At 60.6% G+C, this 20,121-nt stretch carries 24 protein-coding genes; 12 read left to right on the forward strand and 12 right to left on the reverse strand.

Features of this window, described 5'->3' with window-relative positions; genetic code table 11:
• On the reverse strand, positions 1 to 559 hold a 559-nt coding region (locus CF161_RS16500), incomplete at its 3' end, for an MFS transporter (RefSeq protein WP_020297745.1).
• 102 nt (positions 560 to 661) lie between these two features.
• Between CF161_RS16500 and CF161_RS16505 the strand changes: the two genes are divergently transcribed.
• Together CF161_RS16505 and CF161_RS16510 are read left to right on the forward strand one after the other, a co-directional pair.
• The gene (locus tag CF161_RS16505; RefSeq protein ID WP_020297746.1) at positions 662 to 1,549 is read left to right on the forward strand and encodes a LysR family transcriptional regulator; all 888 of its coding nucleotides are present in this window, start codon (positions 662 to 664) and stop codon (positions 1,547 to 1,549) included.
• Positions 1,550 to 1,634: 85 nt separating this feature from the next.
• Positions 1,635 to 2,759, forward strand: coding sequence for a GNAT family N-acetyltransferase (locus tag CF161_RS16510; protein ID WP_020297747.1), 1,125 nt, complete (start codon positions 1,635 to 1,637; stop codon positions 2,757 to 2,759).
• A 17-nt stretch (positions 2,760 to 2,776) separates the two neighbouring features.
• Here CF161_RS16510 and aqpZ read toward each other — a convergent pair whose 3' ends face one another.
• The 5 genes from aqpZ to CF161_RS16535 form a co-directional block, all read right to left on the reverse strand.
• Entirely contained in the window at positions 2,777 to 3,472 is a 696-nt protein-coding gene (aqpZ, locus tag CF161_RS16515) for an aquaporin Z (RefSeq protein ID WP_020297748.1), read from the reverse strand.
• 183 nt (positions 3,473 to 3,655) lie between these two features.
• On the reverse strand, positions 3,656 to 5,488 hold the full coding sequence (locus CF161_RS16520; protein ID WP_020297749.1) for an ABC transporter ATP-binding protein: 1,833 nt from the start codon (positions 5,486 to 5,488) through the stop codon (positions 3,656 to 3,658).
• An 88-nt stretch (positions 5,489 to 5,576) separates the two neighbouring features.
• Positions 5,577 to 6,140, reverse strand: a complete 564-nt coding sequence (locus tag CF161_RS16525) for a peptidylprolyl isomerase A (protein ID WP_020297750.1) — start codon at positions 6,138 to 6,140, stop codon at positions 5,577 to 5,579.
• A 3-nt stretch (positions 6,141 to 6,143) separates the two neighbouring features.
• Positions 6,144 to 6,947: an alpha/beta fold hydrolase gene (locus tag CF161_RS16530; RefSeq protein WP_020297751.1), complete on the reverse strand. Its 804-nt coding sequence runs from the start codon at positions 6,945 to 6,947 to the stop codon at positions 6,144 to 6,146.
• 29 nt (positions 6,948 to 6,976) lie between these two features.
• Positions 6,977 to 7,900 (reverse strand): LysR family transcriptional regulator, encoded by a 924-nt coding sequence (locus CF161_RS16535; RefSeq protein ID WP_020297752.1) that lies wholly within the window; start codon positions 7,898 to 7,900, stop codon positions 6,977 to 6,979.
• Positions 7,901 to 7,949: 49 nt separating this feature from the next.
• On the opposite strand from CF161_RS16535, the gene CF161_RS16540 reads away from it, so the two are divergent.
• From CF161_RS16540 to CF161_RS16550, 3 genes are all read left to right on the forward strand, one after another.
• Entirely contained in the window at positions 7,950 to 8,264 is a 315-nt protein-coding gene (locus tag CF161_RS16540; RefSeq protein ID WP_020297753.1) for a hypothetical protein, read from the forward strand.
• A gap of 160 nt (positions 8,265 to 8,424) precedes the next feature.
• Positions 8,425 to 9,024, forward strand: a complete 600-nt coding sequence (locus CF161_RS16545; protein WP_020297754.1) for an FMN-dependent NADH-azoreductase — start codon at positions 8,425 to 8,427, stop codon at positions 9,022 to 9,024.
• A gap of 198 nt (positions 9,025 to 9,222) precedes the next feature.
• Positions 9,223 to 10,089 (forward strand): carboxylate/amino acid/amine transporter, encoded by an 867-nt coding sequence (locus CF161_RS16550; protein WP_020297755.1) that lies wholly within the window; start codon positions 9,223 to 9,225, stop codon positions 10,087 to 10,089.
• 54 nt (positions 10,090 to 10,143) lie between these two features.
• Here the strand turns inward: CF161_RS16550 and CF161_RS16555 are convergent, their stop codons facing one another.
• Positions 10,144 to 11,442, reverse strand: coding sequence for a mechanosensitive ion channel family protein (locus tag CF161_RS16555; RefSeq protein WP_020297756.1), 1,299 nt, complete (start codon positions 11,440 to 11,442; stop codon positions 10,144 to 10,146).
• Positions 11,443 to 11,635: 193 nt separating this feature from the next.
• Here CF161_RS16555 and CF161_RS16560 point away from each other — a divergent pair, with 193 nt between their 5' ends.
• Positions 11,636 to 12,982: a DEAD/DEAH box helicase gene (locus CF161_RS16560; protein WP_020297757.1), complete on the forward strand. Its 1,347-nt coding sequence runs from the start codon at positions 11,636 to 11,638 to the stop codon at positions 12,980 to 12,982.
• Between the two features lie 60 nt (positions 12,983 to 13,042).
• On the opposite strand, the gene CF161_RS16565 is transcribed toward CF161_RS16560, so the two are convergent.
• Complete coding sequence (locus CF161_RS16565) at positions 13,043 to 13,318, reverse strand: hypothetical protein (protein ID WP_020297758.1); 276 nt, start codon at positions 13,316 to 13,318, stop codon at positions 13,043 to 13,045.
• A 182-nt stretch (positions 13,319 to 13,500) separates the two neighbouring features.
• Between CF161_RS16565 and CF161_RS16570 the strand changes: the two genes are divergently transcribed.
• From CF161_RS16570 to CF161_RS32315, 5 genes are all read left to right on the forward strand, one after another.
• Positions 13,501 to 13,929, forward strand: a complete 429-nt coding sequence (locus tag CF161_RS16570; protein WP_020297759.1) for a hypothetical protein — start codon at positions 13,501 to 13,503, stop codon at positions 13,927 to 13,929.
• Positions 13,922 to 14,359, forward strand: coding sequence for a hypothetical protein (locus CF161_RS16575; protein WP_020297760.1), 438 nt, complete (start codon positions 13,922 to 13,924; stop codon positions 14,357 to 14,359). The genes CF161_RS16570 and CF161_RS16575 overlap by 8 nt, the downstream gene beginning before the upstream one ends.
• A 449-nt stretch (positions 14,360 to 14,808) precedes the next feature.
• Positions 14,809 to 14,952: a hypothetical protein gene (locus CF161_RS32855; protein ID WP_156882696.1), complete on the forward strand. Its 144-nt coding sequence runs from the start codon at positions 14,809 to 14,811 to the stop codon at positions 14,950 to 14,952.
• A 9-nt stretch (positions 14,953 to 14,961) separates the two neighbouring features.
• On the forward strand, positions 14,962 to 15,645 hold the full coding sequence (locus CF161_RS33160; RefSeq protein WP_177326785.1) for a hypothetical protein: 684 nt from the start codon (positions 14,962 to 14,964) through the stop codon (positions 15,643 to 15,645).
• A 2-nt stretch (positions 15,646 to 15,647) separates the two neighbouring features.
• Positions 15,648 to 16,250 carry a hypothetical protein gene (locus CF161_RS32315; protein WP_084471729.1) on the forward strand — a complete coding sequence of 201 codons (603 nt, stop codon included), beginning with the start codon at positions 15,648 to 15,650 and terminating at the stop codon, positions 16,248 to 16,250.
• Between the two features lie 94 nt (positions 16,251 to 16,344).
• Here the strand turns inward: CF161_RS32315 and CF161_RS16580 are convergent, their stop codons facing one another.
• From CF161_RS16580 to CF161_RS16590, 3 genes are all read right to left on the reverse strand, one after another.
• Positions 16,345 to 16,929 (reverse strand): DUF4291 domain-containing protein, encoded by a 585-nt coding sequence (locus CF161_RS16580; protein WP_020297763.1) that lies wholly within the window; start codon positions 16,927 to 16,929, stop codon positions 16,345 to 16,347.
• Between the two features lie 50 nt (positions 16,930 to 16,979).
• Positions 16,980 to 17,252 carry a hypothetical protein gene (locus CF161_RS16585; RefSeq protein ID WP_043229655.1) on the reverse strand — a complete coding sequence of 91 codons (273 nt, stop codon included), beginning with the start codon at positions 17,250 to 17,252 and terminating at the stop codon, positions 16,980 to 16,982.
• 413 nt (positions 17,253 to 17,665) lie between these two features.
• Positions 17,666 to 18,613: a GyrI-like domain-containing protein gene (locus tag CF161_RS16590; protein WP_020297765.1), complete on the reverse strand. Its 948-nt coding sequence runs from the start codon at positions 18,611 to 18,613 to the stop codon at positions 17,666 to 17,668.
• A 178-nt stretch (positions 18,614 to 18,791) separates the two neighbouring features.
• On the opposite strand from CF161_RS16590, the gene CF161_RS16595 reads away from it, so the two are divergent.
• Positions 18,792 to 19,184, forward strand: a complete 393-nt coding sequence (locus CF161_RS16595) for a hypothetical protein (RefSeq protein ID WP_020297766.1) — start codon at positions 18,792 to 18,794, stop codon at positions 19,182 to 19,184.
• Between the two features lie 37 nt (positions 19,185 to 19,221).
• On the opposite strand, the gene CF161_RS16600 is transcribed toward CF161_RS16595, so the two are convergent.
• Positions 19,222 to 20,091 carry a DUF6279 family lipoprotein gene (locus tag CF161_RS16600; RefSeq protein ID WP_020297767.1) on the reverse strand — a complete coding sequence of 290 codons (870 nt, stop codon included), beginning with the start codon at positions 20,089 to 20,091 and terminating at the stop codon, positions 19,222 to 19,224.
• Positions 20,092 to 20,121: the final 30 nt, after the last annotated feature.

Consider the following 20,121-nt stretch of genomic DNA (forward strand, 5'->3'; position numbering starts at 1 on the left):
CGGCGCGGCGTTCGCGGATCCAGCACCAGGCCAGGCCGGCGGCCAGCAGGGAAAACGGCAGGTTGCTGGAGAACACCCAGCGCCACGAACTGTGGTCGACGATCAGCCCGCCAAGGGGCGGTGACAAGGCGGGGGCGATCAGCGCCACGGCCATGATCAGGGTCGAGATCTTTGCCCGTTGCTCGCCCTGGAACAGGTTGAACGTCAGGGCCTGCCCGACCGGAATCAGCAGGCCGCCACCGATCCCCTGGAGCAGGCGCCAGAACAGCAGCTCGGGAAAACTGCCGGCCAGGGCACAGAGCCCGGCGGTGAGGCTGAACAGCAGCATCGACAGGGTGAGGATTTCGCGGCTGCCATAGCGCCCGGCCAGCCAGGTGCTGATGGGCATGATCAGGGTCAGGCCGAGGATATAGGCGTTGGCGACCCAGGCCACGGCAGTGCCGGACACCTGCAGGTCGGTCGCGATGCTGGGCAGCGCCACGGCCGACATGAAGATATTGACGCAGTCGATAAAGAACCCGAGCAGGAATACCAGCGCCACTTGGTAGCGATAAGTCATGTGATCTCCCGTTTGCCGGGGAGCTTAGGGGCGATATGCCGACCGGGTCCATGCCCCTATACTTGAAACATTGTTTGATGAGGCTTGACAGTGAATAACCCTTTGCACGCTCACCTCAATCGGGTGCAGACCTTTCTCGCGGTGGTGGATTTCGCCTCCTATACCAAGGCCGCCCATTACCTGGGCATGAGCAAAGCCATGGCCAGCCTGCATGTGAAGGCCCTGGAGCAGGCGCTGGGCAGCACCTTGCTGATCCGCAGCACGCGACGTGTTTCCCTGACTGAAACCGGCCAGGATTTCTATCAGGAGTTCAAGGGCATCGTCGCCAGTATCGACAATGCATTTGACAATGTTCTGAATGGCCACGGACGGGTCGCGGGCACGTTGCGCTTCAGTTCCACCGGCGAATACGCCGAGAAATATGTCTTGCCGCTGTTGCCGCTGTTTGCCGCGCGCCATCCCGAGGTGCGCCTGAGTTACCACTTCAACTCATCCTTGAATGACCTGGTGGCGGAAAAACTCGACCTGGTGATTCGCCTGGGCAACCTCGGCGATTCGGCGTTCAAGAGCCGCAAGCTCGACGAATACGAGATTGTGCTGGTGGCCAGTCCGGCATTCGCCGAGGGGGTTGCGGTGCAGGTTCCCCAGGACTTGAGCCGCCTGCCGTGGATCACCCATAACACGCTGCAGGGGCCGCCCAGCTGGACCTTCAGCCACCCGGTGCGGGGCGAGGTCCAGGTCACGCTCATCAGCCAGCATGAGTCCAACGCGTCGACGGCGATTCGCGCGTTGACCCTGGCCGGCCTCGGGGTGGCGGTGCTGCCGGCCTGGATGGTGGACGACGATCTGGCCCAGGGGCGCCTGGTGCGCCTGCTGCCCGAGTACGGCCTGCCGAGGCAGTCGGTGCAGCTGGTGTTTCCCAACAGTGCGCACCTGCCGGCGAAATCCCGGGCCTTTATCGATTTCCTGGCGCAGCACCTGGGCCGTTGAGCGTGCCCTGGCGGTTTTTATTTCGGCGCGCCGGACGATGGGGGATACTCGGCCGGTGTTTGGGCCATCCATACCGGGGAACGCAATGCCGCTTCAATCCTTGAACAGTCTCTCTGCCGTCGACCCGCAACAGTGGGATGCCCTGGTGGCCGATGCGCAGCCGTTTTTGCGTCATGCCTTTCTCAGCGCCCTGGAAGACAGCGGCAGTCTCGGCCCGCGCTCCGGCTGGCAGCCCGAGCACCTGTTGCATGTGCAAGACGGGCGTTTGCTGGCGGCGCTGCCCAGTTATCGCAAATGGCATTCCTATGGCGAGTACGTGTTCGATCACGGTTGGGCCGAGGCTTGCGAGCGTGCCGGAATCGACTACTACCCCAAGCTCCTGACCGCCGTGCCCTTCAGTCCGGTCAGCGGCCCGCGGGTGCTGGCGGCCAGCCAGGAGGACGCCTTCGAACTGCTGAAAAGCCTGCCCGGTTATCTGGAGATCGAGCAGCTTTCCAGCGCCCATATCAATTTCACCGACCCCTTTGCCGACGCCGCCCTGGCCGGGCAGGCGGGTTGGCTGCAGCGCCTGGGGTGCCAGTTTCATTGGCAGAATCGCGGGTACCGGGACTTCCAGGATTTCCTCGACACCCTGGCCTCGCGCAAGCGCAAACAGATGCGCAAGGAGCGCGAGCAGGTGGCGGGGCAGGGCATCGAGTTCCAGTGGCTGGGCGGGCACGAACTGGATGAGGCGCAGTGGGATTTTGTCTACGCCTGCTACGCCAATACTTACGCCGTGCGGCGCCAGACGCCCTACCTGACCCGGACCTTCTTCAGCTTGCTGGCCGAGCGCATGCCCGAGGCCATTCGCGTGGTCCTGGCCAAGCAGGGCCCGCGGCCGGTGGCCATGGCCTTCAGTCTGGTGGGTGGCGACAGTTTCTATGGCCGCTACTGGGGCTGCCTGGCGGAGTTCGATCGGCTGCATTTCGAAACCTGTTTCTACCAGGGCATGGATTACGCCATCGCCCACGGCCTGCAACGCTTCGACGCCGGGGCCCAGGGCGAGCACAAGCTGATTCGCGGTTTCGAGCCGGTTATTACCCATTCCTGGCACTACCTGCGCCATCCCGGGCTGAATGCGGCGGTGAAGGATTTCCTGCAGCAGGAACGGCTCGGCATCCTGGCCTATGCCGAGGAAGCGAGGGCCGCCTTGCCTTATCGGCAAGCCTGACCCTCGCGGTCAGCGCACTAGCGGTCTTCCCGGCCCAGCCAGCGATAAAGCCCGCCACCGATCACCGCACCCAAAATCGGCGCGACCCAGAACATCCACAACTGCTGGATCGCCCAGCCGCCGACGATCAGCGCCGGGCCGGTACTGCGCGCCGGGTTGACCGAGGTGTTGGTGACCGGGATCGAGATCAGGTGGATCAGGGTCAGCGCCAGGCCGATGGCGATCGGCGCAAAGCCCGCCGGGACCCGTTTATCGGTGGCGCCGAGGATGATCACCACAAACATCAAGGTCATCACCACCTCACAGACAAAGCCCGCTGCCATCGAGTAACCGCCCGGCGAATGCTCACCGTAGCCGTTGGACGCCAGGCCGCTGGCCAGTTCGAAGCCGGGTTTGCCGCTGGCGATGTAGTAGATCAGGCCCGCCGCGACAATCCCGCCTATCACTTGCGCCACCACATAGGCTGGCAGCTCCCTGGCCGGAAACCTGCCACCCACCACCAGCCCCACCGACACGGCAGGGTTGAGGTGACAACCGGAGATATGGCCGATGGCGAACGCCATCGTCAGAACGGTGAGGCCAAACGCCAGGGCCACACCCAGTACACCGATACCCAGGGGGGAAGACGCGGCCAGCACTGCGCTGCCACACCCACCCAGAACCAGCCAGAACGTACCCAACAACTCAGTGACTGAACGCTTGAACAGAGACATGAGGTGAATCCTTGATAGGACGACCTATCGATTCGATAACGCCATGATGCGTCCCTGCAGATGAACTACAGGTTCTGCGCCAGAACCTAGGGTGAGTACAGCAGGATTCTGGCCGAATTCCAGCGCCCATAAAAAAGCCAGAGCCCTCTACACACAAGGGCTCTGGCTGGTTTTGCAAGGCTGTCAGTCGATGCCGACAAAGCCCCCGGTCTGGTGCTGCCACAGGCGTGCATACAAGCCGCCGTGGGCCAGCAATTGGGCATGGCTGCCGCTTTCGGCGATGCGGCCTTTTTCCAGGACCACCAGGCGGTCCATACGGGCGATGGTCGAGAGCCGGTGGGCGATGGCGATCACGGTCTTGCCTTGCATCAGGGTTTCCAGGCTCTCCTGGATCGCCGCTTCGACTTCCGAATCCAGGGCCGAGGTGGCCTCGTCCATGATCAGGATCGGCGCGTCCTTGAGCAGCACCCGGGCAATGGCGATGCGCTGGCGCTGGCCACCGGACAGCTTGACCCCGCGCTCGCCGACATGGGCGTCAAAACCGCTGCGGCCTTCGGAGTCCACCAGTTGCGGAATGAACTCGTCGGCCCGCGCCTTGCGCACCGCCTCCCACAGTTCCTCGTCGGTGGCGTCGGGCTTGCCGTACAGCAGGTTGTCGCGGATCGAGCGGTGCAGCAGCGAAGTGTCCTGGGTGATCATGCCGATGTGTTCGCGCAGGCTCTCCTGGGTGACTTCGGCAATGTCCTGGCCATCGATCAGGATGCGCCCGCCCTGCAGGTCATAGAGCCGCAGCAGCAGGTTGACCAGGGTCGACTTGCCCGCACCGGACGGGCCGATCAGGCCGATCTTCTCGCCGGGTCGGATCACCAGCTTGAGGCCGCCGATGACCCCCGATTGCTTGCCGTAGTGAAAGTCCACCTGCTCGAAACGCACTTCGCCCTGGGTCACGGCCAGGCGTGGCGCCTGGTCGCGGTCGGTGACACTCAGGGGCTGGGCGATGGTCTGCAGGCCGTCCTGGACCATGCCGATGTTTTCGAAGATGCCGTTGACCACCCACATGATCCAGCCCGACATGTTGACGATGCGGATCACCAGGCCGGTGGCCAGGGCAATGGCGCCGACCGAAATCAGCGACTGGGTCCACAGCCACAGGGCCAGGCCCGTGGTGCCGACGATCAGCAGGCCGTTCATGCTGGTGATGACCACGTCCATGCTGGTGATGACGCGGCTGGCGAGCTGGGTTTTTTCGGTCTGCTCGGCAATCGCTTCGCGGGCGTAGTTCTGTTCGAACTGGGTGTGGGCGAACAGCTTGAGGGTGGTGATGTTGGTGTAGCCGTCGACGATGCGCCCCATCAGTTTGGAGCGTGCATCGGAGGACACCACCGAGCGGTCCTTGACCCGAGGCACGAAGTAGCGCAGCGCGCCGATGTAGCAGGCGATCCACGCCAGCAGCGGGATCATCAGGCGCCAGTCGGCCTCGGCGAACAGCACCAGGGCGCTGACCGCATAGATCAGCACGTGCCACAGGGCGTCTACGGCTTGCACCGCCGAGTCGCGCAGGGAGTTGCCGGTCTGCATGATGCGCTGGGCGATGCGCCCGGCAAAATCGTTCTGGAAGAAATTCAGGCTCTGCTTGAGCACGTAGCTGTGGTTCTGCCAGCGGATCATGCTGGTCATGCCGGGGCTGATGGTCTGGTGCACCAGCAGGTCATGCAGGCCGACGAACAGCGGCCGCAACAGCAGCGCGACCACGGCCATCCAGATCAGCTCGGTGCCGTGGATCTTGAAGAAGTCCACATTGGGCGTGCCCTGGGCCAGGTCGATCAGGCGGCTCAGGTAGCTGAACAGCGAGACCTCGATCAGGGCCACGAACAGGCCCACCACCAGCAGGGCGGCGAAGCTCGGCCAGACTTGCTTGATGTAGTACAGGTAGAACGCCAGGACCCGGTTTGGCGGTGCAGCCGTGGGGGCGTCGCGGAAGATGTCGATCAGTTGTTCGAAACGGCGATAGAACATTGGGTTTGGTGCCCGCGGGGCGGGCTCTCCTGGTCAAGATATGAGCGGCCGCACGGCACGGTACGACCGCTCCTGACGCCTTGCCTCTTTAGTCGATGCGCTTGGCCGACTTGATCAGCACAGGGTCGATCGGCACATTCTGCATGCCTTGTTTAGTGGTGGTCTGGGAGTTGACGATCTGGTCGACCACGTCCATGCCATTCACCACTTTGGCGAATACCGCGTAGCCGGCATCACGGCCCGGGTCGAGGAAGGCGTTGTCGGCCACGTTGATAAAGAACTGGCTGGTGGCCGAGTTCGGGTTCGAGGTGCGGGCCATCGACAGGGTGCCACGCACGTTGTGCAGGCCGTTGCTGGCTTCGTTCTTGATCGGGTCGCGGGTGTCTTTCTGATTCATCTGTGCAGTGAAACCACCGCCCTGGACCATGAACCCCGGGATCACCCGGTGAAAGATGGTGTTGCTGTAGAAGCCGCTGTCGACGTATTCAAGAAAGTTCTTGCTGGAGATCGGTGCCTTGACCGGGTCCAGTTCGATTTCGATCTTGCCGAAGCTGGTGTCCAGCACGACGTGGGGAGCCTTGGCCGGTTGTGCGGCCATCAGGTTGGCGGCGAACAGAACGGAGCCGGCGACGAGGGCGATTTTTTTCAGCATGGGTCAGTGATCCTGGGTGGTGGTGTCGACTGTGGTTAAAAACTCAAGCAGGGTTTGATTGAAGCGGTGTGGCTGGTCCAGCGGGGTGGCGTGGCGTGAATCATCGATCACCACCAGTCGTGCGTGGGGCAGCAATTTCACGTAGGCCTCTTTCTGCGCCACCGGGGTGTAGTCGTGGTCGGCGCTGACGATCAGAGTTGGACAGGGAATGCGGGAAAGTCGTTCCTTTACCCCCCAGCCAACAATGGCGTCGAAGCTGGCGAGATAAGCACGTTTGTCGTTTTTTGCCCAGCGTTCGGCCATCTTTTGCCGCAGCTCGGCCTGCTCCGGCTTGGGGAACAGGTTGCGGCCCAGGGCTTGGCCGATGGTCGCCAGGCCCAGCACCCGGGCCAGGCTCCAGCGTTTGAACCATTGCCAGTAATCGGCGCGGCTGCGCAGCTTGACCTCGGGCCCGCTGTTGACGATGCACAGGCTCCTGAGCAACTGCGGGTGATCGACTGCCAGTTGGAAGCCGATCATGCCGCCCATGGACAGCCCGACCAGGTGCGCGGGCGCAAGGTTCAGGTGCTCGATCAGGGCAACCAGGTCGGCGCTGAACCCGGAAATGCTGTAGCGCTCGTGGGGTTTGTCGGAGCGGCCGTGGCCACGCACATCGGGCACGATCACCCGGTAACGGGCTGCCAGATCGGTGATCTGCATCTCCCAGTCCAGGGTGCTGGAACCCAGGCCATGCATCAGGATCAGGGGTGTGCCCTGGCCGTATTCCTCAAAGTGCAGGGTGCATCCTTCATGTTCGAAATAGGCCACGGCACAACTCCTGTTGGGGCGGGTGGGGGTCAGGCTTGTTCGGGGGCGGCGAAGGGCGCATCCAGCGGCGCGGTGTCAAAGGTGCGCAGCAGCTCCACCAGAATCTGCGTGGCCGGGCCCAGGGGCTTGTCTTTGTTCGAGTACAGGTAAAAGGTCGGGTGCCGGCTGCCGCCTTGTTCCATCGGCAGCACCTTGAGCACGCCTTCGCGGATTTCCCGTTCGATCAGGTGCCGGGGCAGCCAGGCAAAACCCAGGCCGCTGCCGACGAAAGTGGCGGCGGTGGCCAGGCTGCCCACGGTCCAGCGCTGTTCGGCGCCGAGCCAGCCGACATCCCGGGGTTGCTGGCGGCCGGAGTCGCGGATCACCACTTGCAGCTGGCTTTCCAGGTCCTGGAAGTTCAGCTCGCGTTGCAGGCGATGCAGGGGGTGTTCCGGGTGCGCCACGGCGACGAATTCCACCGAACTCATTTCCGTGCCCAGGTAGCCGGGGATGCTGAAGCCGCTGATGGCCAGGTCGGCGATGCCTTCGAGCAGTACTTCCTCGACCCCGGACAACACTTCCTCGCGCAAGCGCACCCGGCAACCGCGGCTCTGGGGCATAAACGCGGTCAGGGCGCGCACCAGGCGCGCATTGGGGTAGGCGGCGTCGACCACCAGCCGCACTTCGGCCTCCCAGCCTTGTTCCATGTGGTGGGCCAGGTCTTCCAGCTGGCTGGCCTGCTTCACCAGTTGTCGCGAACGCCGCAGCAACACGCCGCCGGCTTCGGTCAAGACCGCCTTGCGGCCGTCGATGCGCAACAGCGGCACGCCCAGTTGGTCCTGCATGCGGGCCACGGTGTAACTGACGGAGGATTGCGAGCGATGCAGCGCCTCGGCAGCCTGGGCAAAGCCGCCATGGTCGACCACGGCCTGCAGGGTTCGCCATTGATCGAGGGTAACGCGGGGCGCTTTCATGAGGGGCTCCTCTTGTCCTAAGCTGGCGCTCCACATTGGAGACTGCCGAATGAAAAAATTCTGTTGTGCGCTGCTGGCCCTGCTGCCGCTCAGCGCCTTTGCCTACCCGATCGATGTCGAGAAACAGCTCAATGGCCTGAGCATCGACTACACCGCCTACGACACCGACCAGGACATCGGCTCCATCCAGTTGAACAACTTCGGCAAGACCGATGCGCTGTGTTCGGTGGTGTTTCGCAACGGCCCCGAAGCACCGCGCACGCGCAAGGTGGAAGTCGCCGCAGGGCAGAGCAAAAACGTCACCGCCAAGTTCAACCGCAAAATTATCAAGCTGCGGCTGGACCTCAGCTGTTCCGCCAAGTGATCCCGGTGGTGCCCGGCTTATAGGGCTTATGCCGGGTACGCTCCGCTTATAAACGAATTTGTTGATTGGTTATAGCAGTTATTTGCGCTTTTTCATCGATATCACTCTGTTTAGTCTCCCCTCCATCGACTTACGCACCCCCCGATGGAGGCTTCAGCCCATGTCCCGCGTCCTGATCATCGAAAGCAGCGCCCGCCAGCAAGATTCCGTGTCTCGCCAACTGACCCAGACCTTTATCAGCCAGTGGCAAGCCGCCCACCCAGGCGACGCAATCACCGTGCGTGACCTGGCGCGCCAACCGGTGCCGCACCTGGACGCCGACCTGTTGGGCGGCTGGATGAAGCCTGCGGAACAGCGCAACGCCGGCGAACACGCCTCCCTGGAGCGCTCCAACCAATTGACCGACGAACTGCTGGCCGCCGATGTACTGGTGCTGGCGGCGCCGATGTACAACTTCGCCATCCCCAGCACCCTCAAGGCCTGGCTCGACCATGTGCTGCGTGCCGGCGTGACCTTCAAATACACCGCCACCGGCCCCCAGGGCCTGCTGACCGGCAAGCGTGCCTACGTGCTGACTGCCCGCGGCGGGATCTACGCCGGCAGCTCGGCCGACCATCAGGAACCCTACTTGCGCCAGGTGCTGGGGTTTATCGGCATCCACGATGTCGAGTTCATCCATGCCGAGGGCATGAACCTGGGCGGCGACTTCCAGGAGAAGGGCCTGAACCAGGCCAACGCCAAGCTCGCCCAGGTCGCCTGATCCGTTAATCGTCAGATAATCGCGCAGTGCTTAAGTAACGCCTGCGCTTCCCCCTTCAAGCGGTTCGCGCATCGAACCTCCCTTTGCACTTGTTGCTCCTGAGTGCTCCTGCCCGATCGAACGCATGGCGAGATCGGGTTTTTTTTGCCTGCGAATCGGCAAACCGCTATCGTCGCCGCCATTCCAGACGAGGCGACCATGGGCTATCTACTTTTTGTCACGCTGATCCAGGCGTTTTCCTTCAGCTTGATCGGCGAGTACCTGGCCGGTCACGTCGACAGCTATTTCGCGGTGCTGGTGCGGGTGGTGCTGGCGGGGCTGGTGTTCATTCCCCTGACTCGCTGGCGCCAGGTCGAGCCCGGGTTCATGCGCGGCATGCTGGTGATCGGCGCCTTGCAGTTCGGCGTGACCTACGTCTGCCTGTACCTGAGCTTTCGTGTGCTGACGGTGCCGGAGGTGTTGCTGTTCACCATCCTCACGCCGTTGCACGTGACCCTGATCGAAGACGCCCTGAACCGTCGTTTCAACCCCTGGGGCCTGCTGGCGGCACTGGTGGCGGTGGCGGGGGCGGCGGTGATCCGCTACGACCGCATCAGCCCGGATTTCTTCCTCGGCTTCCTGTTGCTGCAACTGGCCAACTTCACCTATGCCGCCGGGCAGGTGCTGTACAAGCACCTGGTGGCGCGTCACCCCACGGATCTGCCGCATTACCGGCGTTTTGGCTATTTCTACCTGGGGGCGCTGGCGGTGGCGTTGCCGGCGTTTGTGTTGTTCGGCAAATCCAACTTCCTGCCCGAAGCGCCGCTGCAATGGGCCGTGCTGCTGTTTCTTGGTCTGGTATCCACGGCGCTGGGCCTGTACTGGTGGAACAAGGGCGCGTGCCTGGTGAGCGGCGCGACCCTGGCGGTGATGAACAACCTGCACGTGCCGGTGGGGTTGCTGATCAACCTGTTGATCTGGAACCAGCACGAAGCACTGGGGCGGCTGTTTTTCGGGGCTTTGGTGATCCTGGCGGCGGTATGGATCAGCCGGCGAGGCAACACCTCACAGCCTCGATCCACCTGACACCCCACGCCGGCCCCCCTGTAGCCGCAGCGTTCGGCAGCGGCTACAGGCACATCAGATCGCGCGTTTTTCCACTTCGGGAATTGCGCTGGCCCCCAGCACTGCGGGCAGCAGGCCGGCGCGCAGGTCGTTGCCGCTGGGTTGCTGGTACAGGCTCAGGCCGAATTCCGGCATCACCGCCAGCAGGTAATCGAAGATATCGCCCTGGATCCGCTCGTAATCGGCCCAGGCCGTGGTGCGGGTGAAGCAGTAGATTTCCAGGGGGATGCCCTGGGCGGTGGTCTGCATCTGCCGGACCATGCAGGTCATGTTCGGCTGGATCTCGGCGTGGCTCTTCAGGTACGCCAGGGCGTAGGCGCGAAAGGTGCCGATATTGGTCATGCGCCGACGGTTGGCCGACATGGCGGCGACGTTGCCCTGGGCTTCATTCCAGCTTTTGAGCTCGGCCTGCTTGCGGCTGATGTAGTCGGTCAGCAGGCGGACCTTGCTCAGCCGCAGCTCTTCATCGTCATGCAGGAAGCGCACGCCGCTGGCGTCGATAAACAGGCTGCGCTTGATCCGCCGCCCACCCGATTGCTGCATGCCGCGCCAGTTCTTGAACGACTCGGACATCAGGCGCCAGGTCGGGATCGAGACAATGGTCTTGTCAAAGTTCTGCACCTTGACCGTGTGCAGGGTGATGTCCACCACGTCGCCATCGGCGCCGACCTGGGGCATTTCGATCCAGTCGCCGACCCGCAGCATGTCGTTGCTGGTCAACTGCACGCTGGCCACGAACGACAGCAGGGTGTCCTTGTAGACCAACAGGATCACCGCCGACATCGCACCCAGGCCCGACAGCAGCAACAGCGGCGATCGGTCGATCAGGGTGGCGACAATAATGATCGCGCCAAACACGTACAGCACCATCTTCGCCAGCTGCACATAGCCCTTGATCGAGCGAGTGCGGGCGTGTTCGGTGCGGGCGTAGATATCCAGCAAGGCATTGAGCAGCGCGCCCAGGGCCAGGACCTGGAACAGGATGGTGAAGGCCATCGCCACATTGCCCAGGAACACCAGGCTGGCCTTGCTCAGTTCGGGCACCAGGTGCAGGCCGAACTGGATCACCAGCGATGGGGTCATCTGCGCCAGGCGATGAAACACTTTGTTATGCCGCAGGTCGTTGATCCAATGAAGCGCCGGTTGGCGCCCCAGCAATTTGGTGGCGTGCAGCACCAGATAGCGTGCCACTCGTCCGAGGACCAGGGCCACGATCAGCAGCAGCGCCAGGGCCAACCCCGAAAGCAGGAAAGGGTGCTGGTCGAGGGCGCCCCAAAGGTCTTGGATATTGAGCCAGAGCTGTTTGAAATCCATAAGCTAAAACGATTCTTCTGTCAGACAAGTTCGGTCGATTAGAGCATTTAAGTCGTAAAAAGTGACGGTTGCCGACAAACCCGCTGACAAAAAACCATCGGTTTAGCGCCGTTCGCGCAAAGAAACTCGGCCTCGGCGCTCGAAACCGGTAACCTATGCAGCTGTTTTTTTGCATATCTTCGAGGTAGCACCCGTGTTTTCCCAATTCGCCCTGCACGAACGCCTGCTCAAAGCCGTGGCCGAGCTTAAATTTGTCGAGCCTACGCCTGTGCAAGCAGCGGCTATCCCGCTCGCGCTCCAAGGGCGTGACCTGCGGGTGACAGCTCAAACCGGCAGCGGCAAGACCGCGGCCTTTGTCTTGCCGATCCTCAATCGCCTGATCGGCCCGGCCAAGGTCCGCGTCAGCATCAAGACCCTGATCCTGCTGCCGACCCGCGAACTGGCCCAGCAGACCCTGAAGGAAGTCGAGCGTTTCTCGCAGTTCACCTTCATCAAGTCCGGCCTGATCACCGGCGGTGAAGACTTCAAGGTCCAGGCCGCCATGCTGCGCAAGGTGCCGGACATCCTGATCGGCACCCCGGGCCGCATGATCGAGCAACTCAACGCCGGCAACCTCGATTTGAAAGAAGTCGAAGTGCTGGTGCTCGACGAAGCCGACCGCATGCTCGACATGGGGTTTGCCGAAGACGTGCAGCGCCTGGTGGAAGAGTGCACCAACCGCCAGCAGACCATGCTGTTCTCGGCCACCACCGGCGGTTCGGGCCTGCGCGAAATGATCGCCAAGGTCCTGAACAACCCGGAGCACCTGCAGCTCAACGCCGTCAGCCAGCTGAACGCTACCACCCGTCAGCAAATCATTACCGCTGACCACAACCAGCACAAAGAACAGATCGTCAACTGGCTGTTGGCCAACGAGACCTACCAGAAGGCCATCGTGTTCACCAACACCCGGGCCATGGCCGACCGCATCTACGGCCGACTGGTGGCCCAGGACTATAAAGCGTTCGTCCTGCACGGCGAGAAAGACCAGAAGGACCGCAAGCTGGCCATCGACCGCCTGAAACAGGGCGGGGTCAAGATCCTGGTGGCCACTGACGTAGCCGCACGCGGCCTCGATGTGGACGGCCTGGACCTGGTGATCAACTTCGACATGCCACGCAGCGGCGACGAATACGTGCACCGTATCGGTCGTACCGGCCGCGCCGGCAATGATGGCCTGGCCATCTCGCTGATCTGCCACGGCGACTGGAACCTGATGTCGAGCATCGAGCGCTACCTCAAGCAGAGCTTCGAGCGCCGCACCATCAAGGAAGTCAAAGGCACCTACGGCGGACCGAAAAAGGTCAAGGCTTCGGGCAAGGCCGTGGGCGTGAAGAAGAAAAAGGTCGACGCCAAGGGCGACAAGAAGAAGACCGGGGCCAAGGCTCCGACCAAGCGCAAGATCGCCAATCGGCCGAAAACCGATGCCCTGTCGCTGGTCAGCAAGGACGGCATGGCGCCGCTCAAGCGCCGCAAGCCGGAAGCTCCAGCCGCTGAATAAGCGCCCGGCGTGACCCTGAAAAAAGCCCGGACCTGTTCCGGGCTTTTTGCATCCGGGGCCTCAGCTGTCGGCTTTCTTGCCGGCGGTGTCGAGTTCCTTGATGCGCTGATCGATCAACTGGCACTTGTCGGGCAGGTCCTTGCTCGCGGTTTCCAGGTTCATCTTTTGCAACTCGTCATTGATTTCCTTGGCCTTGGCCGGGTTCTGCTGGGTGAGTTTCGTCACTTCCTGGGCCAGCTGTTCGCGCTTGGCGGTGGCCTCTTCCAGGGTGCAGGCCCAGGCGGGCAGGGCGCAGAGCAGCGTGCTGGCGATGGCAAGGTTACGCAGGGTTTTCATGGCAGTGGCCTCGGGGTCCGATAAGGCAGTTACCCGGTTGAGGCCGAGGGGCGGATAAAAGTTCAGAGTTTCAGGCGCTGCGCAGCGCCAGGAAATGACGTTGTTTCCGCTGGCCGGCTGTTATCGTGAGCGCCCCGAAGCCCCGTGCGGCCGGGAAGCAGTTATCAGCAATGAGATGAGCAATGGATGCCCAATTGAACCAGCAGTGCACCACCCTGCGTGCCATGAGCTCCGCCGAGGCCGCGCAGTGGCTGCTGCGCGAATACCCCGCCGCCAGCCCTGCAAGCGCGGTCGCCCTGCAACTGATCCCCCATCGTTCCTGGCAGCGCAGCGAGCAACGCTTGCTGGCCGAGCACTACCTGACGCTGTCCTTTGCCAGCGCCCGGCCTTATCAGGCGTTTTGTTCGATCATGTCCACCCAAGTGCTGGCCGACTGGGTCGCCCAGCGCCTTCCCCAATCCCCCCGCGACCGCAGCCTGTTGGCGTACCTGTTATTGCCGACCCTGAAGCAGCACATCCGTACCGAGCGCGACGCCGAGGCCATGCAACGTCTGGCCCAGGCTCTGCGCGACAAGGCAGAATCCGACCCGGAGCACACCGCAGATGAGTAACTACTTTGACCAGGAACTGCTACAGGACCTGCGCCAGCCGCTCGCCAGCGGCCAACTGCGGATCGAACCGCAAGTCGATGCTTACTTTGACCTGATGAAGGACTGGTTCGAGATCCGCAACCTGCGCCCACACTGGCCGAGCCTGCCGTTCGCGGTGACCGAGGTGGCGCTGGATCGCCAGCAGCAGACCCAGGCCTTCTGCGACTTCTTTGCCCGAATGGCCCAGCAATACAGCCTCGCCGGAGACGCCGTGTACGTCGGCGACAGCGCCACCAGCCTGGCAGTAGTGGGCGATGTCTCGGCCTTGCTTGGTGTGTCTGAGTGCCTGCTTTCCATTCCCCAGCACCATTACCTGCTGGCGGCGGATCATGGGTGGTTTATGTGTTTCACCTTTGAGGGGGATATGGGGTTTGGGTTTGTGCCGGCGTAAAAAAGACAACGTATGGATTAAGAAGTGTCTGATTGGCTCGTCTACAACAGGGCACCGTCGAGTTGGGTGTGGTTTTCGGTGCGGATATCGACTTTGTTCTTGCCGGTGGCCGTAGCCGACCGAGCCGCTGATCCCGGCCCCGGGGCACTGACCTGAAGTCGGCAGCCGAAGAAAGCAATAGAGAAATAGTATCAAGAGAGGATCACCGCAAGCTCTTCAGTAAAGATGAGAGCAAAAGGGCTTACGCAATTGATCGCCTATTTAAAAATAAGGTCGGTGAGCTTAATAGTGACGCCACTAGACTTCTTGCTGCTCGGATACAGGATATTGCTCGTGAAAGCCCAGAAAAAACCCTTGAAATCGCAGTATTAATTAGCAGTTTAAGAAGCTCCCCGACGGGCTCGAATAATTATGTTCAAGGGGCTGCGGTTCCGGCAGCATTGGCGTATGTGCTGATCTCTCAAGTGTCGACACCTGAAAACCAAGAACGGATGCGTGGCGCTGCCAACACCTTCATTGAAAACTCTAGCCAATTTACCCAGGCGACAAAGGAAGAAGCGGAAAATCAACTGAAGATTTCGCTGTCGCTCTGACAGTTGGTGATGCTCACACCATTTCCAACTCACCTACTTGATGATGAAAACCGCAAGTTGGTCAACCCGGTTGTTGATGCCTCAGGACGTAATCCTGCAAGTGGCGGCTATGCTGAAGGCGGTGGGGTTGCCACCACACCTCATACTGGCGGGACTCAGCTGGATGGAGTACAGACGGGTGGAACGTATGTGACTCCGGAGCACAAGTTGAATCCGGGGGTGATGTATAGTGAAACAGGTGATTCAAAAGACATCGGTAATTCGCAGGATGATAAAATTGCGAAACTTGCGCAACAAGCGCTGTTTGATGAAATAACAAAGTTCCAATCTAAAACTCAGGTCGGTAAGGTCGCGACAATGGTCGGAGCATATGATCCTGTGACAGGTATGACGGCCGTGGGGACGAGTAGTGGTAGCATAAATGTCGATGCGTTGCATCCGGCTACTGTGAAGTATATTGGAAGTCAATTGGGCGTTGAGATCGGTCAGTTCACTGCTCTTTGCAAAAATAAGGTTGGTGCTTGTGCGGAGGTTTCAGGTGCAGATCAGTTGGTTAGACGAGGAGCTAATCCAGCAGGAATAAAATTTACGGACGCCGTAAGGCCCAGAGATGTTTGGGGGAAGAATAACCTGAGCGATGGTCTAATTAAAGCTTGTGAGAACTGTAGTGCTATTTGGTCTAGTGGGGGGTGAGGATGAGTGAATTGAATAAAGATTGGCGTCCAGGATTTGGAATTATCTATACATGGTTTGCAATGGATAAGAACGGAAAAGTTGCTGTTATGGTAAATAATTGCTTTGGAAATTTGCCGAGGGTATTGCTTGAGCTCGAATCAGTTGAGCTTTTGCTCGATAAATTAACAGAGTTTGTGTGGGAGGAGTCTCCTGTTTATACAAGCTATCCCGATAATAAAGAGGGTAGGTTTGGTGTGGATTATTATTCGTCGTGGCGTAATAGTGAGCGGCTTTCTAAAGAGTTAATATTTGAAAAGCTTAATTCTGATTTGGTTGGCTTGGGAGCGTATGCAGAGGCTAATCTATCCGCGAATAAAGGCCTTTTTGTATATCACGCGGTTGAGGGGTCTAAACCCGGTCAAGATTATCCTGCTGGGTATGTTGGAGTAACTAGTATGGGAGACTACTATAGGTATTTGGTTCCTGGCGATTATGCCTCAATAGAGGATTTTCCAAGTGAGTTGCGTAAGGGGATAGTAGTTTCGAAGGTGCTAGATTTTTTGAGTGATCGTATATTGTATAGTGATAGGGTTGATGAGTATTTTTCTAGTGTTTATAAGTGATTCATAAGAGCTTGGTTGGTTGTTGGTGTGATGGTGCTGCGCTTTATTAGTGGGTGTTTGATTTGCATTTTTGGTAAGGTTGGGAGGTTTTTCTTTAAGTGAGATATATGTACTCCCGCTCCTCCGGCATCATCTCCCTAGCCTTTACCAAATCCCCCTCCTGAACCAGTTTGCAGATCGAATGGGCTAAGGGTGTGACGTCAGTAATGCGCTGTATCCACTGATGCACATATAACTGCACCGCCTCTTTACTCAATCCAATTTGAATCGCTCGGTGTTCCTGTGGCTGCAAGTGCAGATCCCGTTCCGGGTCCCATTGAATGCGCACCGGTGAGTTGTTTTTGAGTGTGAGCCATTGTTCTTGGCTGACTGACTCATCGGCATGGCTTAAACAGCCATTGGCCAGAGCCCATTCGAAGCCTTCCCGGCTGATGTCGATGGCGAGGATGCGCTGTTGTCCGGTGTCTTTAAACCCCCAGCCGGCGCGGTACATCATCCACAGGAAGGACGGTTTAACCCAGGTCATGCGTTCCATTTTGAACGGTGGGGAGATGAATGTGCCGTGGGCTAGGGCGGAGTCGGCGATGGTGTCGCAATAGGCTTGGTAGACGCGAATGGTGTGGGCGTCGTAGACCGCTCGGATTTGGCGGTGAGGTATGTTCGATGGTGTTACGGGCATATTTTCCTTGATGGCATTAAGCGGGCGACTTTCAGGTCGCCCGTTTTGTTTTAGAGCGTGAGTTGTTCTTGCAGGCGTCGGGTCGTCACGTCCAGCAAATCGCAGCCGTCGCGCAGCAGGATGGTGCAGACCAGGGACAGTTCCTGGAGCACGACCGGCGCGTGGTCTGGTTTCTCGGGGCCTGCGAAATTTTCCAGCAGTTGGGTGGCGGCACGAATGCGGTAGGCGGCTGCGTCGTGCAGCACGTCGATCGGGGCGTGGGTGTCGATCAGCAGGGACGGCAGAGTGCTGTCGTGTCCTGTAATGGGCATGTATCGGTTCATGTGAAAACCTCTGTGTGATTGGATCAATGCCATCACCCATCGTCGCCAAACAGCAGGGTGGCGGCTGTGCGCAGGTTGGCGAACCGACTACAGAGCAAAGCCGGCAGATCAAGTGATCTCCCACGCACAGCCCCCATAAAGCTGATTGTGCGGACGCAAAATACCTGCAAGCAGGATCTTTTGCATCACTCTGTAGATATAGGTCGCCAAACCCAGCCGTCGTTATTGACGGCTTGCCGACTATAGCCAATCCGTTGATTGCCTTTAAAGGTCTGGCCGGGTTGGGGTTTCTGATGTTGTTGTAAGGCCTTTCCTATTTTGCAGGGAGGCTGCCCGGGGAAATCCTGGCTCAGGTTTGCGACCGCTGTGCGCTCGAGCGGGAGCACGCTCCCTCACCACGGGAAGTCCTGTGGTTAAAGCGCCTTCACCGGAATACAGATCTCACACTCCAACTCACCGGTTTGCGCGTCGTAGTGGGCGTCGACCGGGTAGCGTTCGAAGGCCAGCCGGGCGTCGAGTTGCAGGCCGCTGCGCGGGAGCCAGTCGCGGCAGAGTTCGAGCCAGGCATCGGCGATGTCCGGGCCTTTGCCTGCGTAGGGCGCGACGGCGTAGAGGCCGCCGGGCAGGAGGCTGAGGGTAGCGGGGGCGGTGCTGATGAAGTTGGCGGGGACTTCGATGCAGGCGTCGTAGCGGCATAGGTGGGCCGGGGTGCTGCTGGGGTCGTCGTGGCCGATGCCATAGCGCACGCGGTTGAACAGCTGCTTGTCGATCATCCAGCGCGCTGCGGTCTCGCGCCAGAACAGGCCGATGCCGGTGCCGTAGGGGCCGGTGTAGCGCAGGCAGGCCACGCGCACCGGTGGCAGGTGTTTGAGGGGGACGTTCATCAGCGGCTCCTTGAGGTGAATGAAGGCGTCAGGGTCGTCGAATCCCGGGATATGGGTCTGATCGGGGTTGGGTAACTCGCGCAGGCGGCGCTCGCGCACGTCGCTGAGGCGACGGTGCCAGCGTTTGGGTTCGCTGCTGCGCCAGCTGCTTGGGGTGACTGAATAGTGTTGCTTGAAGGCCCGGGAAAACGCCTCGCCCGAGCTGAAGCCGGCTGTCAGGGCGACCTCGAGAATGCTGGCCTCGGGTTCACTGGCCAGTTGATAGGCAGCGTGGGCCAGACGCCTGCGGCGCAGGTAATCGCCCAGGGGTTCCCCGACCCAGGCGTTGAACAGGCGATGAAAGTGCTGGGGGGTGAAATGCGCGATTTGCGCCAGGTCCGCCAGCTCCAGGGGCTGGTCCAGGTGATGGTCGATATGCTCCAGCACCCGGTTCATGCGCAGGGTGTATTGGTGCAGGCTGAGGTCGGCGGGGGTCATATTTGCAGCTTAGCTGGGGCTTGGCGGTATGCGGGTTAGCCGTTGCCGCGTTTGATCCGGGCCTAGCGGTTTCCGATCAAGGGTCGGATCGGGCGCAGGAAATCCTGAACGGCTGAAAACCACACCGGTCACAACCTATGAAAGGCATTTCACTCTTAGGTGTGGAGGTTGAATCAGGATGACGACTTATAACTGGGATTTGATTGAACGGCTGTTGCACGAAGTGCAGAACAGCGCCGGCCATAGCTTTACCCCACGGCCCTACGCCGAGCAGCATGCGGCGGCCAAGGAAGCCGAAGGCGAGTCGACGGGCAATCTGGATGAGCTGAAGGTCACGGCCACCGAGTATGAAAAGCTGCTGTTGGACCGGGGCTTTATCGAGCCGCGGCCGGAGGACGAGGGCGGCAACGGTGAGAATTTCATTCTGACGCCGCGCGGCTCCAGCCTGTTGTGCATGATCGACAGCAGCATCCCCGGCAACGATCACCCGCGTCAGGTACTGGACGAACAGGCCGATGCCCTGGATCCGGCGACCTTCGACGAAGTGGCGAGCAAGGCCCAGATTGCCTGACTCTTGAACCCCGCGTCGCCAGTTGCCAGTGAACGCTTCAGCTCTGGCGCGCGGCTTTTAGGCACTTGAGGGCTTCGAAGTCGCTGCGTACGCCATCGATCTTCTTCAGCAGGCGTTGGCGTTGCTCCGCCGTGCTTTGGGCCATCAGGTCCACCAAAAGGCTGCGCGCCGCCTGTTCAGTGGCGGCGTAGGCCTGGCGATATTCCGGCGTCCACAAGCTCTCGCGATTGACCAGCAGTTGCTCGATGCGTTGCGGGAAGTCGCTGGCGTGGCGTTGCTCCACGGCGGCGCTGAATTGCGCCTGCCAATGGGCGCGGTTGGCGATCCATTGTTGATTCTGATCGCCAAGGTCGGCTGACCATTGTTCAACCCGCTGCTGCTGTTGCGAGCTGAGCGGGCCCAGCCAGGCGTTGAGGCGTTTGGTCATCCGCTCGCTGCGTTGCTTGATCTGCTCCTGCAAGGTCGGCTTGAGGTACTGCGCCTGCCGCTCGCGCTGATCCTTGGCGAAGGCGTTGTTCATGTCCTTGACCTGTTGATCGTCCAGGCCCTGCAGCAATTGGATGGCCGATGGGGTGATTTCCCGGGCGGTCTGGGCGATGGCCTGCTTGGCTTCCTGGGTTCGCACTTGCAGGGCTGCGTCGTCGACCTGGTTGCTTTCGACCATGTGTTGCAGGCGGTCGAGCCAGTCGAGGTAACCCGGCAGTTGGGTGCTGCAATGCCAGCTCAGGTGTTCCTTGAGGCGTTGGTTGAGCCAGCCCTTTTGCTCGCTGTTCATGTCCAGGTAGTCGTTGAGCGTCCAGGGGATGATCACGTCGAGGTTGCGATAGGCCAGGCCAACGCGGTTACAGGCGCTGGAGGCGAAGCACAGCACTAACAGCAATGCGAAGTGGATTAACCGGCGCGACATGGGCGAGTCCTTGCGAATGCGGGTTTGTGT

Origin of the sequence: Pseudomonas sp. CF161 (genome assembly GCF_000416215.1) — a bacterium.
Taxonomy (GTDB): Bacteria; Pseudomonadota; Gammaproteobacteria; order Pseudomonadales; family Pseudomonadaceae; genus Aquipseudomonas.

What these genes read in the sequence shown, in the direction of transcription:
- CF161_RS16540 (WP_020297753.1), top strand. Translation starts at nt 7,950, where the DNA reads ATGAAAAAATTCTGTTGTGCGCTGCTGGCCCTGCTGCCGCTCAGCGCC.
- CF161_RS33160 (WP_177326785.1), top strand. Translation starts at nt 14,962, where the DNA reads ATGCTCACACCATTTCCAACTCACCTACTTGATGATGAAAACCGCAAG.
- CF161_RS16595 (WP_020297766.1), top strand. Translation starts at nt 18,792, where the DNA reads ATGACGACTTATAACTGGGATTTGATTGAACGGCTGTTGCACGAAGTG.
- CF161_RS16580 (WP_020297763.1), bottom strand. Translation starts at nt 16,929, where the DNA reads ATGCCCGTAACACCATCGAACATACCTCACCGCCAAATCCGAGCGGTC.
- CF161_RS16550 (WP_020297755.1), top strand. Translation starts at nt 9,223, where the DNA reads ATGGGCTATCTACTTTTTGTCACGCTGATCCAGGCGTTTTCCTTCAGC.
- CF161_RS16545 (WP_020297754.1), top strand. Translation starts at nt 8,425, where the DNA reads ATGTCCCGCGTCCTGATCATCGAAAGCAGCGCCCGCCAGCAAGATTCC.
- CF161_RS16565 (WP_020297758.1), bottom strand. Translation starts at nt 13,318, where the DNA reads ATGAAAACCCTGCGTAACCTTGCCATCGCCAGCACGCTGCTCTGCGCC.
- CF161_RS16600 (WP_020297767.1), bottom strand. Translation starts at nt 20,091, where the DNA reads ATGTCGCGCCGGTTAATCCACTTCGCATTGCTGTTAGTGCTGTGCTTC.
- aqpZ (WP_020297748.1), bottom strand. Translation starts at nt 3,472, where the DNA reads ATGTCTCTGTTCAAGCGTTCAGTCACTGAGTTGTTGGGTACGTTCTGG.
- CF161_RS16555 (WP_020297756.1), bottom strand. Translation starts at nt 11,442, where the DNA reads ATGGATTTCAAACAGCTCTGGCTCAATATCCAAGACCTTTGGGGCGCC.
- CF161_RS16575 (WP_020297760.1), top strand. Translation starts at nt 13,922, where the DNA reads ATGAGTAACTACTTTGACCAGGAACTGCTACAGGACCTGCGCCAGCCG.
- CF161_RS16570 (WP_020297759.1), top strand. Translation starts at nt 13,501, where the DNA reads ATGGATGCCCAATTGAACCAGCAGTGCACCACCCTGCGTGCCATGAGC.
- CF161_RS16520 (WP_020297749.1), bottom strand. Translation starts at nt 5,488, where the DNA reads ATGTTCTATCGCCGTTTCGAACAACTGATCGACATCTTCCGCGACGCC.
- CF161_RS32315 (WP_084471729.1), top strand. Translation starts at nt 15,648, where the DNA reads ATGAGTGAATTGAATAAAGATTGGCGTCCAGGATTTGGAATTATCTAT.
- CF161_RS16585 (WP_043229655.1), bottom strand. Translation starts at nt 17,252, where the DNA reads ATGAACCGATACATGCCCATTACAGGACACGACAGCACTCTGCCGTCC.
- CF161_RS16510 (WP_020297747.1), top strand. Translation starts at nt 1,635, where the DNA reads ATGCCGCTTCAATCCTTGAACAGTCTCTCTGCCGTCGACCCGCAACAG.
- CF161_RS16525 (WP_020297750.1), bottom strand. Translation starts at nt 6,140, where the DNA reads ATGCTGAAAAAAATCGCCCTCGTCGCCGGCTCCGTTCTGTTCGCCGCC.
- CF161_RS16590 (WP_020297765.1), bottom strand. Translation starts at nt 18,613, where the DNA reads ATGACCCCCGCCGACCTCAGCCTGCACCAATACACCCTGCGCATGAAC.
- CF161_RS16535 (WP_020297752.1), bottom strand. Translation starts at nt 7,900, where the DNA reads ATGAAAGCGCCCCGCGTTACCCTCGATCAATGGCGAACCCTGCAGGCC.